Source organism: Pseudanabaenaceae cyanobacterium SKYG29, from assembly GCA_025055675.1.
Classification (GTDB): Bacteria; Cyanobacteriota; Cyanobacteriia; order Pseudanabaenales; family Pseudanabaenaceae; genus M5B4.
Map to the genome: position 1 here is coordinate 269,749 of JANWWT010000002.1, position 12,781 is coordinate 282,529.

14 protein-coding genes are annotated in these 12,781 nt (G+C 46.0%); 6 read left to right on the forward strand and 8 right to left on the reverse strand.

The annotated features are described in order from the left end of the window. Positions 1–28: 28 nt before the first annotated feature. From NZM01_06035 to NZM01_06050, 4 genes are all read right to left on the reverse strand, one after another. Positions 29–700, reverse strand: coding sequence for a hypothetical protein (locus NZM01_06035; GenBank protein ID MCS6959592.1), 672 nt, complete (start codon positions 698–700; stop codon positions 29–31). Positions 701–1,053: 353 nt separating this feature from the next. Continuing rightward, positions 1,054–1,623 carry a Uma2 family endonuclease gene (locus tag NZM01_06040; GenBank protein ID MCS6959593.1) on the reverse strand — a complete coding sequence of 190 codons (570 nt, stop codon included), beginning with the start codon at positions 1,621–1,623 and terminating at the stop codon, positions 1,054–1,056. 100 nt (positions 1,624–1,723) lie between these two features. Then, positions 1,724–2,413, reverse strand: a complete 690-nt coding sequence (locus NZM01_06045; GenBank protein MCS6959594.1) for a hypothetical protein — start codon at positions 2,411–2,413, stop codon at positions 1,724–1,726. Then, positions 2,391–2,822 carry a BLUF domain-containing protein gene (locus NZM01_06050; protein ID MCS6959595.1) on the reverse strand — a complete coding sequence of 144 codons (432 nt, stop codon included), beginning with the start codon at positions 2,820–2,822 and terminating at the stop codon, positions 2,391–2,393. Before NZM01_06050 ends, NZM01_06045 begins: the two co-directional genes overlap by 23 nt. A 170-nt stretch (positions 2,823–2,992) precedes the next feature. On the opposite strand from NZM01_06050, the gene NZM01_06055 reads away from it, so the two are divergent. The 3 genes from NZM01_06055 (at position 2,993) to ftsH (ending at position 6,010) form a co-directional block, all read left to right on the forward strand. Beyond that, positions 2,993–3,703 (forward strand): carbonic anhydrase, encoded by a 711-nt coding sequence (locus tag NZM01_06055; GenBank protein ID MCS6959596.1) that lies wholly within the window; start codon positions 2,993–2,995, stop codon positions 3,701–3,703. 111 nt (positions 3,704–3,814) lie between these two features. Beyond that, positions 3,815–4,117, forward strand: a complete 303-nt coding sequence (locus tag NZM01_06060; GenBank protein MCS6959597.1) for a ferredoxin-thioredoxin reductase — start codon at positions 3,815–3,817, stop codon at positions 4,115–4,117. Between the two features lie 42 nt (positions 4,118–4,159). Further along, a complete protein-coding gene (gene ftsH, locus NZM01_06065; GenBank protein ID MCS6959598.1) occupies positions 4,160–6,010 on the forward strand; it encodes an ATP-dependent zinc metalloprotease FtsH in 1,851 nt (616 codons plus the stop codon). A gap of 221 nt (positions 6,011–6,231) precedes the next feature. Here the strand turns inward: ftsH and NZM01_06070 are convergent, their stop codons facing one another. Continuing rightward, positions 6,232–6,768 carry a GIY-YIG nuclease family protein gene (locus tag NZM01_06070; protein ID MCS6959599.1) on the reverse strand — a complete coding sequence of 179 codons (537 nt, stop codon included), beginning with the start codon at positions 6,766–6,768 and terminating at the stop codon, positions 6,232–6,234. Between the two features lie 2 nt (positions 6,769–6,770). Next, positions 6,771–7,337, reverse strand: a complete 567-nt coding sequence (gene hemJ, locus NZM01_06075) for a protoporphyrinogen oxidase HemJ (protein MCS6959600.1) — start codon at positions 7,335–7,337, stop codon at positions 6,771–6,773. Positions 7,338–7,398: 61 nt separating this feature from the next. On the opposite strand from hemJ, the gene pstB reads away from it, so the two are divergent. Then, a complete protein-coding gene (pstB, locus tag NZM01_06080) occupies positions 7,399–8,178 on the forward strand; it encodes a phosphate ABC transporter ATP-binding protein PstB (GenBank protein MCS6959601.1) in 780 nt (259 codons plus the stop codon). Here the strand turns inward: pstB and NZM01_06085 are convergent. After that, entirely contained in the window at positions 8,149–8,832 is a 684-nt protein-coding gene (locus NZM01_06085; protein ID MCS6959602.1) for a glycosyltransferase family 2 protein, read from the reverse strand. The two genes, pstB and NZM01_06085, sit on opposite strands and share 30 nt — an antisense overlap. 149 nt (positions 8,833–8,981) lie before the next feature. Continuing rightward, positions 8,982–10,100 carry a serine/threonine protein kinase gene (locus tag NZM01_06090; GenBank protein MCS6959603.1) on the reverse strand — a complete coding sequence of 373 codons (1,119 nt, stop codon included), beginning with the start codon at positions 10,098–10,100 and terminating at the stop codon, positions 8,982–8,984. Positions 10,101–10,224: 124 nt separating this feature from the next. Here NZM01_06090 and NZM01_06095 point away from each other — a divergent pair, with 124 nt between their 5' ends. Continuing rightward, entirely contained in the window at positions 10,225–11,961 is a 1,737-nt protein-coding gene (locus NZM01_06095) for a succinate dehydrogenase/fumarate reductase flavoprotein subunit (GenBank protein MCS6959604.1), read from the forward strand. After that, complete coding sequence (locus NZM01_06100) at positions 11,961–12,770, forward strand: SDR family oxidoreductase (GenBank protein MCS6959605.1); 810 nt, start codon at positions 11,961–11,963, stop codon at positions 12,768–12,770. Before NZM01_06095 ends, NZM01_06100 begins: the two co-directional genes overlap by 1 nt. Positions 12,771–12,781: the final 11 nt, after the last annotated feature.

Below are 12,781 nucleotides of genomic sequence, written 5' to 3' on the forward strand. Positions count from 1 at the left end.
AATCTTTACAATCCCCACATCGTCTATCTTAGCCAAACCCCCCGAAAATATGGGCAATTGCTTCTATTATATGAGCCAAAATCTCTATCACAAGAAGTATGCCTGCTAGTACAGTTAAAAGAGTAGTAATTGGTCTCTCTTTGCTAGTTTCTATTACCTTGTCCGGCATTGCCCTATGTAAAAATTCGGCTATTTGCCTCAGCTCATCATGGTCTGGAATTTGTAGCCGTACTTTGATTCTAGATGAATGGAATAATGACTGCCTCGATCGATTGTTTTTCATTTCAATCAGCAGACTTTTCTCTTTGGGGTAATGATTTACTACAATCTGAACAACTGATCTAAAAGGAATCTCTTCCTCAAACCGGGACAGAAAATTGCGCTTTCTATGTATAATTAGGGAGGGGGCTAACTTAAAATCCCAAAATTCCTCAAAGAGAAAGTTTTTAACAAAAAACAAAGAAACCAGAATACTAAAACTAATAATAATAAAATATGTGTTAAAGTTGTAGACATAAGAGGGTTCAAGGTAACCAAAATAAATCACTAAAATGTGCAACACAATAATCAAAAAAACAGAACAAGTAAAGCTAGAAGCAACCAATACTAATGCTCCTAATATAGGGTTTAGGCAAAAATTGGCGTTCTTATGACTCAATAGAGTTAACCTAAACTCAGAAAGCTCTGCTATGGCTAACATAGAGACTGACAAGGGAGGATACACTTCCAGTTTACTGCAACCCCACAAGTGTTAAATCTGTGAAATAAAAATTTACAATAGATTAGCAAAACCCTGGCTATAGAACAAGGAGACTGTAAAACAATAGCTGTTCAAAAGCTCTCGAACGCAGGATAAAATGACCTGTACAGTTGCCTCCTAATTTTTTAGTGTAATTTCTCTATTTCTGCTATCTGCATTTTTAGGAGTGATGGAGATATATTGTCTTGCTTATCTAGATCGAAAGGAAATCTTAGCAGTCAGCAGACCAACATTTGCAAAACGGCAAGGCTTAGATATGAAACTGGATAGCAGATTTAGCAGTCTGTATAAATCTATGTATTGGTAAAGTTAACGCGACGATAGACTTCAGCAATTTCTATTGTCACGGGCAAACTCCTCAGAACGATCGTGCCTGTCTGGGAATAATCTTGCAAAACCCACTGATCGGCTTGTCTGTAAAATTGTTCGATCGCTATTGCTGTTTGGGCAATGAGTAGGTATTCCTGGAAGGTAGGAATAGAACGGTAGGCAGCAAATTTTGTCCCTCGATCCTGTGCCTCTGTAGAGTCCGACAGCACTTCAGCAATCAGGAGAGGGTTAATGACTGTATCACGCCGTCCCTCCATCAACATCGGTGGGTCAGGTGTCACCATAATGTCGGGATAAGTAAGCATCTGCCGATCGGGAATCCAGAGACGCTGGTCACTAACAAAAACACAGTAAGGTAACTCCCGTAGGGCTATGTAAAGCAATACCAGGAGATTGGCAATAACAGTGTTATGGGTGGGTGTAACCCCAGGCATAGGGATAATCTCTCCCTTAATGTACTCACTGCGTGTTCCCGAAACTGCTTCTTGGGCAAAATACTCGTCAATCAGTCTGGGCTTACTGGTTTGAATCATAGATTTAACCTAATTTACTGACAAGTTTAGACCGATCCGTTATTCCTTTCAGACAGGTATCGAAACTCTTATCTTTACTTTACTCACACAAATAATGTCATCACTCTACTCTGGTGTAACCAATAAATTGGAGTTTGGGGTCGAAGATAAAAATGCGATCGGGGTTCTGGGCACTCTTCTCAATTTGTTGCTTGGTCTGGCTGTCTAACAAATATGTCCGATCGTTGGCAGGCACTTCCCAAAACACAACGCGGTCTGCTACCCTCACCCCTGTGGTACGGAACAAACCCCGATCGAGTACAGGTTCAGGCACCAGTTTGTAAATTTTGCCTTGGTAAGTTAATGTAGGGGGCAATACTTGACTGAGATAGACAGAACGACGGTTCTCAGCTGTACGGAAAAACTGCGTAAGAGTGTTTGTCCATTCATTCGCAAGGGCTTCTAGGGAAGCAGCTCCCTGACTACTAACATCCTCTTCCCGTACTGCTAATAGAAAATTGTTGTTGAGAAATATCTCGATCGTTTGCAACTTTTGCACCGTCTTTGGTTTTACCTTGGGGTCTTTACTTTTTTCTGTAAGAGTGACATAGACAGGTCTCTGACTAATTGACCAACTAGCTAGGGGGTCACTACTGCGAATAATCTGACCCAACCGCTCGTTAATTTCGGCAATACGACCCTCCTGCCCCCCTGCAAATGTGATGATAGTTTGTCCTGCCAACTGCCAGGACTGAGCCAGAGCCATTAAAGGCAAGAAAAACCACAGACTAAGCCAGAGTAAACAGGTCATATAGCTCCCTCATGAATTGAAAACACTGGTTCGCTGTCATGTGTTCAGGGCCAAACGTCTGAGAACCAGAAAATTTCAAAATCAATACTTTGATGTTATCAGGCATCTTATCATCTAATTGCACTAGCTTCATCGACCATTCGGGGAAACTGCGGCACTGAATAGCTCTAAAATCGATGATTTCAGGACTGTGATGACGATTATCTTTGACAATACGGTGATAAGTTTGATTGACCATCTTACGATTGCCTTCCAAAATTTGCAGAAAAACGCCATTGCCGTAACATAACATTCCCGTTATGCCTGCTTGGGCATTGTTAACCTCCGACTTGTCCATAATGTCCCGCAAATCGCTATAGCCTATACCAGTGCGGGCATAACTCAGATAAATTAGTCTATGTAAACTCATATCTTTTTTCCACTCATAGGCGGCTTTATTATACTGAAAAAGCTTGCCAGCAATTCTGAGTATTCATACCCAAGTAATATTACTAAGACTGATAGAAACCATAAGAATTTCTGTGTGACATACAGATCAGCTACTGCTAAAATGGGAGGTTACTGCCAAAGATAGACATTATGAAGGACTTAATTCAAGGGCTGCGGGATTTCCGCAATCGCTATTTTTGCACCCATCAAGACCTGTTTGAACAACTGGCAGAGGGGCAACATCCTACAGTTTTATTTATCACCTGTTCTGATTCCCGCATCGACCCCAACCTGTTAGTAGATGCTGATCTAGGGGAACTATTTGTCATTCGCAATGCGGGTAATATTGTGCCCCACTACACCAGGGCTAAGGGGGGAGAGGGAGCCACGATCGAGTATGCCATCAAAGCCCTGGCGGTAAAGAATATTATTGTCTGTGGTCACACTCACTGTGGGGCAATGAAGGGGTTGTTCAAATTAGACAAACTAAAACAAGAAATGCCCCTGGTTTACGAATGGTTGCTCCATGCCGAAGAAACGCTTAGTATTGTCCAACAAAAATGTCGCGATTGTGGTCACGAAGAACAAGTGGAAATAGCAGTAGCAGAAAATGTCCTCACCCAGCTAGAAAACTTGCGTTCCTATCCTATAGTGCAAGAAAAACTGCGGGCTGGTCAGCTCAATCTTTACGGCTGGATTTATGACATTGAAACGGGGAACGTACTGGCTTACAACCCCGATCGAGGACAATTTTTACCCCTCCTACCTGAACCTGCTGTCTGCGAATTACCTGTGCGCAGTTGGCTGCCCCCTGAACAACAGGAGCGTATCTATCGTGGTTCACATTCCTTAACCCGCTAGACAGTGCAGATATGCTATGAATTAAATAATAGTTAAGAAGTAGGTATAATTGTGGAGACAACAGCAGCAACACGGGGGAAAAACAAAGCCTCCCAACGTACCTTTGATGCCATGCGCAAATTCGCCGAACAGTATGCTAAACGCACCGGGACTTACTTCTGCGCTGATCCAGCTATCACCACTGCTGTCATTGAAGGTTTAGCCAAACACAAGGAAGAACTGGGTGCTCCCCTCTGTCCCTGCCGCTATTACGAAGACAAAGAGGCGGAAGTGAGAAACACTTACTGGAATTGTCCCTGTGTACCCATGCGGGAGCGCAAAGAATGCCACTGTATGCTCTTTCTCACGGCAGATAATCCCTTTGCTGGCACTAAACAGGAACTAGAACCTACTGAAATTAGTTACGATAGCTAAGAGTCTATATTAAGTTTTGCAAACAAGGGTAGGAGTTCACAGGTGAACAAGAAGAAGAATGAAAAGTGGTGGCGAAATTTTGGGCTGGCTGCCCTATTGACTATAGCTATTGTGGCAGTAATTACGGCATTTTCTGGCAATCAATCCCAGCCCCAGCAACAGTGGCGCTACTCCGAGCTTATACAAGCGATAGAGAACAAGCAGGTAACACGGGTAACCTTCAGTCGAGATTTGACTACAGCGGTAGCTACAGTTGCTCAGGAGACGGGAGCCAAGCGCGTGAAGGTGTTTTTACCCAATGACCCTGAACTAGAGTCGATTTTGCTCAAGAATGGCGTGGAATTTGATGTAGCGGCACGCGCCAACGATGGGGTACAGTGGCAGAGTCTGAGTACGCTAGTTCTCCCTGCTCTGCTGTTGGTAGGATTATTCTTTTTACTCCGTCGCGCTCAGAATGCCCCTGGTAACCAAGCCATGAATTTCGGCAAGTCGCGAGCGAGGGTGCAGATGGAACCCCAAACCCAAGTCACTTTTGATGATGTGGCGGGGATTGACCAAGCTAAGCTGGAACTGGCGGAAGTAGTGGACTTTTTGAAGAATCCCGATCGTTACACTGCGGTTGGTGCCAAAATTCCCAAGGGGGTATTGCTGGTAGGTCCGCCTGGTACGGGTAAAACTTTGTTGGCGCGGGCTGTGGCAGGGGAAGCAGGTGTGCCTTTCTTCAGTATCTCTGGCTCGGAGTTTGTGGAGATGTTTGTGGGGGTAGGTGCTTCCCGGGTGCGCGATTTGTTTGAACAGGCGAAGGCAAATGCTCCCTGTATCGTGTTTATTGATGAAATTGATGCAGTGGGACGGCAGCGGGGAGCTGGTCTCGGTGGTGGTAATGATGAACGGGAGCAAACCCTTAACCAACTCCTAACAGAGATGGATGGATTTGAGGGTAACACAGGCATCATCATCATTGCGGCGACTAACCGTCCGGATGTCTTGGATGCGGCATTGCTCCGTCCTGGGCGATTTGACAGGCAGGTGGTTGTCGATCGTCCTGATTTCAACGGTCGTTTGGAGATTCTCAAGGTACATGCCAAAGGGAAGACCCTGGCAAAGGATGTGGATTTGGAAAAAATTGCACGGCGGACTCCTGGATTTACGGGTGCTGATCTATCCAACCTGTTGAACGAGGCAGCAATCTTGGCAGCACGGCGCAACTTGACGGAAATTTCCATGGATGAGATTAATGATGCTGTCGATCGGGTGTTGGCAGGTCCGGAGAAGAAAGACCGCGTAATGAGTGAAAAGCGCAAGCAATTGGTTGCTTACCATGAGGCTGGTCATGCTCTGGTAGGGGCTTTGTTGCCGGAATACGACCCCATCCAAAAGGTGACGATCATCCCTAGGGGCAGGGCTGGTGGTTTGACCTGGTTTGTCCCTACGGAAGAGAGGATGCAGAGCCGCACTTATCTACGCAACCAGATGGCGGTGGCTTTGGGTGGTCGTGTAGCAGAAGAGATTGTGTTTGGGGAAACGGAGGTGACCACGGGGGCTTCCAGTGACCTGCAACAGGTGGCTAACATTGCCCGCCAGATGGTGATGCGCTTTGGCATGAGTGATGAGCTGGGACCAGTGGCGCTAGGTCGGTCTTCGGGGAATATGTTCCTAGGCAGGGAGATCGCGACGGAGCGGGATTTCTCTGAGGAAACGGCGGCTATAATTGATGCGGAGGTAAACAAACTGGTGGCAGAGGCATACCAGCGAGCTAAGACTATTTTGCAGAATAACCGCCATATCCTCGATCGGATTGCCCAACTGTTAATTGAAAAGGAGACAGTGGATGCGGAGGAGATGGAAGAGATTATCAGTTCTAGTCATGTGGAGTTGGCAGGGGTAATTTAACCCTTAGCTGGACTGCCCCTCTTTCAGCTAGCCTGGGATTGATTCTCAGGCTTTTTTGGTAAGGTCGGGCTTCGACAAGCTCAGCCCTCATGCGACAAGCTCAGCCCTCATGCGACAAGCTCAGCCCTCATGCGACAAGCTCAGCCCTCATGCGACAAGCTCAGCCCTCATGTGACAAGCTCAGCCCCCAAGGGACAAGGTTCAGACTCCATGGGGCAGGGTTAGCAGATGAAAGGGGTGTGCCAATACTGCCAATTTTCTTTGTTGAAGGGGGAACGCCAATGCAAAATTAGGGATTTTTCTAACCGCTGCCTCGATCGTTTGGGCATAGGGGCTTGCCAGTAAAAACTAAACCCGATCGTGCTCCGTGAAACCGATCGATATTGCTGGAGATATTTTTTGCAGTCATGTAATCCTTGCCAGCGTTTTTGTAGGTTATTGGTTTCGCCGATATAGAGGATGAGATAGGCATCTAGATCACAAACAAAATAGATACAAGCATCACTACTAGCTTGGTCTAAGCGATAGAAATCTTCAGGGTAAATGGGCAACTTAAAAGGGTCAAGGGGGGAAAAATTCATGTCGCTAAACAGACTGGTTTGACTAACGGATGCTCCCCTAACTTGCTGTTGAAAATTGTAGACTTTCTTTTGCCAAGTAGAAAGAGCTTCAGGAGTGAGAGTCAGAGAGAAATCCCCCCGATCGGCGACGCGATAAGGACGAGGGGAAAAGAGAGAATCTTGATAGTAGATAACCACAGTTATTGGCTGACAGAGGTAGCAGCTTTTTCGGCATCGAGACGGCGTTTACGGGCATAGAGCTGAATTGCCACAGCAAACAAAATAGTAGTAATGACTACACCGATGGAAGTCACGTCCCAAGGCAAACCATCCTTGAAGATCACCAACAAAACAATAACAGCTAAAAGCAAAGTTGGTACTTCATTGAATGCCCGCAATTGTTTACTCGTCCACTGACAGGTGCCTGCCTCCAACATCCGCATTAACCGTTTACAATACAAGTGATAGCCCAACAGTAATGTGGCTAGGGCAATTTTGATATGTAACCACCCCTGTTTCAATAAATCCGGTTGCACGACTAACATAGCGATTGCCATCCCGATCGTGAGCATCATACCAGGATTCATGATAATGCCGTAGAGGCGTTTTTCCATGAGGGCGTACTGATTTTTGAGAATAGAGCGGGCAGGTTCAGGCTGTTCATTGGCTTCTACATGATAGACAAACAAGCGAGGGAGGTAAAATAGACCGCCAAACCAGGCGACCATAGCGATAATATGAAAGGCTTTGAACCAAAGATATGTCATAATTACTTGGGTGCAACAATAACTGACAACTGTTGTTAGTCTAACCTAAAGGGCTGTAATTATGCCAGAGTTGATCCTCAAAATTAACAATTTGAGTGTCAGTTACAAACGATCGCCCATTTTACAGGATATCAACCTTGATATTTATGAACGGGAAATTTTTGGTTTGATTGGTGCATCGGGGAGTGGGAAAAGTACATTATTGCGCTGTTGTAATCGCCTAAATGATGTCATTCCAGGCATGAAAATTACAGGGGAGGTACTCTATAAAGGGGAAAATATTTATGCTCCCTATATTGATCCTGTAAAAGTACGGCGGGAGATTGGCATGGTGTTTCAACGCCCTAATCCTTTCCCCAAGTCCATCTATGAGAATATTGCCTTTGGTCTACGGGTGAATGGCTACAAAACTAATTTAGACCAAAAGGTAGAACAGGCACTGCGTCAAGCTAATCTATGGGAGGAAGTAAAAGATAAACTCAATCAAAGCAGCAGGATTCTCTCAGGAGGACAGCAACAAAGACTCTGTATTGCCCGTGCTATAGCCCTCAAACCCAAAATTATTTTAATGGATGAACCCTGCTCTGCCCTTGACCCCATTTCTACAGCTAAGATTGAAGAATTGCTGCTAGAACTAAAGCAGAACTACACTATTGTTATCGTTACCCATAATCTACAGCAGGCGAGGAGAATTACCGATCGGGTAGCTTTTATCAATGTGGAGATTAACGATCGGGGAGAAAGGGTAGGGAAATTGGTAGAGTGCAATACAACAACAGAAATATTTAACAATCCCCGTGAGACTGCGACCCTAAATTATGTGCAGGGGCGTATGGGTTAAGAAGGCAACGACTCCCTTTAGTTTAGCTTGACCTTGGGGTTGATTCACCAGAATTTGATAAAGAGAAACAATAGCAATCCGTGGGAGACGATACCACAGAACTAGGGGGGATGTGTGTCTAGCAAGGGTGAGAAGATAGCTGTAAATTTCTTGGCTTAGTTTGGCTTCCTTTAACTGACTAGTGACCCCAGATTTTTCATGGATTACTCTCAGAGAGGCACAAATATAACAGGGGGTATAACGACGGCAAAAATCAAAATCCTCATAGTATAAAAAGTATGACCGATCAAATTGAGGACAGTGCTGAAAATGACCCAGGTTAATGATCATACTGCAGCCACTTACCCAATCTGTCTCTCTAACTTCCCCTCCCCACCCTTCTGTTTCTTCTGTTATAGTTCCCCAACAGCGATTGAATTTCCCGCCACTAAAAATTAGCTCTCCCTGGGGGTCATAAATAAAAGTACCAACGATCGGGTAAGACCGTAAGTTAGGCAAAATGATTGCCACCTTAGCCAAGTCCTCACTAGCTAGATAAGCATCAGGGTTAATCAGCCACACTGTAGCACAGGGCGATCGAGAATAGATTAATTCCAACCCCACATTACAGGCCGCACCAAAGCCTAAATTTTCACCTGTTTCTACAACTTCCACAGAGGGGTACCCCATCTGATTTATGGCTTTATCTAGGGGAGAATTATTGATTACTAGTACTTGATAGTCGAGGGGCAGCGCGGCTAGAGACTGAACCAACCTAGAGACCAAATCGGCTGAATAGTAGTTAACAGTAAGAAAATACAGCTCTAAATTGCTGAGCATCTGGGGTCAGGGTTGGCTTGTGTTTGTTGTTTCTCACAGTAACAATTGGGGTCACTTTCAAATGTACATTCGTCCTTTTTAGTGGGAGTTGCTAACAACCAGACAACAACAGTAATCGCTACTAAAATCACACTTAAACAGGCTATTAGCCAACCCCAGGGTATAGTAGCTGTTGGCGGCAACGGAACAGTTACGGGAGCAACATTATCTTGAATAGCAGTTTGTAGAGCCGCTGCTAAAGCCACAGCCGAGGGGAAACGCCGATCGGGGGATTTTTCCAAACAGCGCATTACTACCGCCTCCAAAGCAGGAGAAATATGTTCACAATCAGGTTGTTGACGTAAAGGAATGGGTGGACGGTTGAGGTGAGCTTTTAACCAAGCTTGCATCTTGGTGTTACCTTCTGCCACTAAACCAAAGGGATCAGTGCCAGTAAGCATTTCATAGAGCATTACCCCCAAACTGTAAATATCAGAAGTGGGTCCCACAGGTTCTACTCTAATTTGTTCCGGGGAAGAGTAATGTGCCGTACCTAAGAACATACCCTGCTGCGTTTGGGGAATTATAGTACTCTGAATTTCGCTGCAAATTTTAGCAATACCAAAATCTAGTATCTTTACCAACTCCCCCATACCACTATCCACAATAAAAATATTTTCGGGCTTGAGGTCTCGATGCACAATTGTTACTTTTTTCCCCTGATATTCAAACCCCTCATGGGCAGCAGCTAAACCATTACAAATTTGTATAGCAATGTTGACAGCTCGTTCAGGACTTAATCGCCCCTCCTCTGCTAAAATACTGCTTAAACTTCTGCCATCTAAATACTCCATTACGTAGTAGGGATAGCCTTCTTCTGTTACACCGCAATCAGTTACTTGTACGATATTAACGTTGGCAAGGGCGGCACAAACTCGGATTTCTTGGTCAAAGCGTCGCCGAATGCTTTCATTTTCTGCCATGCGTTCTTTGAGGAGCTTAAGTGCCACCAATTTGTGTTGAAATAATGTGTCCGCTGCTAGAAATACCTGCCCCATCCCCCCTTCTCCCAACGATCGTTCTAGGCGGTAGCGGTTGCCAATCAGGCTTTGGGCAGTACTCATAGCTAAATTCCTGTGAACAGTTATGAATCTAAGATACTAGGTAGTATTCCCGCAGTGATTGCTGACATTGACAAAATCCCTTTCCTTCCGTCAGGATAGTTAGGCTGGGTCATGGTCTGGAGTAGTGCAGTCCTACGATGTGGTAGTTGTGGGTGGCGGTTTGGCTGGTTCCCAGGTAGCCAGAATGGTGGCGCAAGCAGGACGATCGGTAGCCCTCCTTTCTAAAGTGCATCCTTTACGTTCCCATTCTGTTGCCGCCCAGGGGGGTATTGCCGCTAGTTTGCAGAATGTAGATAGCCAAGATGATTGGCTCAGCCATGCCTACGACACAATCAAGGGCTCAGACTACTTGGCAGACCACGACGCAGTAGAAATTTTAACCAAGCTTGCCCCTGCGGTCATACGGGATTTGGAACATTTGGGGGTGCTGTTTTCCCGCCTAGGGGATGGCAGGATAGCTCAAAGAGCTTTTGGGGGGCATTCCTATCGCCGTGTTTGTTTTGCTGCAGATAAGACAGGTCATGCGATTCTCCACGAACTGTTTCTCTCTTTGTGGCGGTTGGGTGTGCATATCTACGACGAATGGTATGTTACCCAGGTCATCTATGAGGAGGGAGAAGTAAAGGGAGTGGTTGCTCTCCGCCTGGAGACAGGGGAGTTAGAAGTGTTTGCTGCTAAAGCGATCGTGATGGCAACGGGGGGCTATGGACGGGTATTCAACACCACTTCTAATGATTTTTCCAGTACGGGAGATGGGCTGGGGTTGACTTGGACCTGTGGGCTGCCGCTACAGGACATGGAATTTGTGCAGTTCCATCCTACGGGGCTTTACCCGGCAGGGGTATTGATTTCGGAGGCAGTGCGGGGGGAAGGGGCTTATCTCATCAACGACTTGGGGGAAAGGTTTATGGCAAATTACCCCATCAGTGCCCAGGCAATGGAGTTAGCTCCTAGGGACATCACTTCCCGTTGTATTGCCTATGAAATTGCGGCAGGACGGGGAATTGGCGGTGGTCCTTACGTGCATTTGGATTTGCGCCATTTGGGGGCGGAGTTAATTTGTGAACGGTTGCCGTTTGCTAGGGAAGAGGGTCTACGCTTGGCGGGGGTTGATTGCATTACTCATCCTTTGCCAGTGCGTCCCACAGTGCATTACTCCATGGGGGGCATCTCCACCAATACCAACGGGCAAGTCCTCGATCGTTTTCTTACTCCTGTAGGGGGCTATTTTGCGGTGGGGGAATGTGCTTGTGTCTCGGTGCATGGGGCAAATCGTCTGGGGGCTAATTCCCTGCTGGAATGTGTGGTATTTGGCAAGTGGGTGGGGGAAAAAGTAGCAGATTACGTGCAAAAACGTTCTTTTCCTTCCTTCTCCCCCGATCGTTATCTCTCTTCTGTCACAGCCCAATTAGAAAGCATCTTGCAGACCAAAGGGAAAACCAGAATTGTGGAACTGCGCAAGGAACTGCAGGAGACAACAACTCATCACTGTGGTATTTTTCGCACAGAAAACAATTTGAAGGCGGGGCTAGAGAAGATTAGGCAGATAAAAGCGCGCTATCAACAGGATTTGCATTTAGACGATCGGGGCAAGGTCTTCAATTTGGAATTGCAACAGGCATTGGAGTTGGGGAATTTAATTAAGGTGGCAGAAGCAATCCTAAGCAGTGCTTTGTATCGGCGGGAGAGTCGGGGGGCGCATTTCCGCGAAGATTTCCCCGATCGGGATGACGTTAATTTCCTGCACCATTCTGTAGTGTTTGCCGAGGGGGAGGCAGTGGGAATAACACAACGTCCTGTGAACTTGAGTCTGCAGCAGATTGACCCCGATCGTTTTGCTATCAAACCCCGTATTTACTAATGCCTACGGTTTTAATTACAGGGGCAGGAGCAGGCATTGGACGCGCAACAGCCTTGTATTTTCAGCAACAGGGATGGAATGTGGTAGCAGGTGTCCGTCGCCTAGAAGCGGGTGGGGCGTTGCAGAGTTTAGAACATTTACTGTGTCTGCAGTTGGATGTCAATGAACAAGCAACGATCGATGCGGCTGTGCAACAAACATTTGAGCATTTTGGCAGCTTGGATGTGTTGGTAAACAATGCTGGTTTTGGTACATTTGGAGCTTTCGAATATGCCACTGAAGAGCAGATATTAAAACAATTTCAAACTAATGTGTTTGGTTTAATGCGCATGACCCGATCGGTTTTACCTCATTTTCGCGCCAGAAGACAGGGAATGATTATCAACATTTCTTCCGTGGCTGGTCGTTTAGCTTTTCCTCTTTACAGTCTTTACCATGCCACCAAATTTGCCATCGAGGGTTTCAGCGAATCTTTGCAATACGAGCTGGCTCCCTTTAACATCAAAGTCAAACTAATTGAACCAGGGGCAATAAAGACTGACTTCTTTGACCGATCGCAAGTTATTCTACAGTCACCCCATCAGGATGATTACGAAAGTTATCAAACAAAAGTTTGGGAGAAATTGAAAGCGGTAGCAGCAAGTGCCCCTCCCCCCGCCATCGTAGCAAAAGTAATCTGGCAAGCCGCCCACGACAAAAGCGATCGGTTGCGTTACAGCGTCGGTGACCAAGTCCCCTTGTTGTTATTAGTCAATCGCCTACTCCCCCACACCTGGCTGCAGTCAATCATCAAGAAAACCCTGACCTAGGTCTTCCTCCT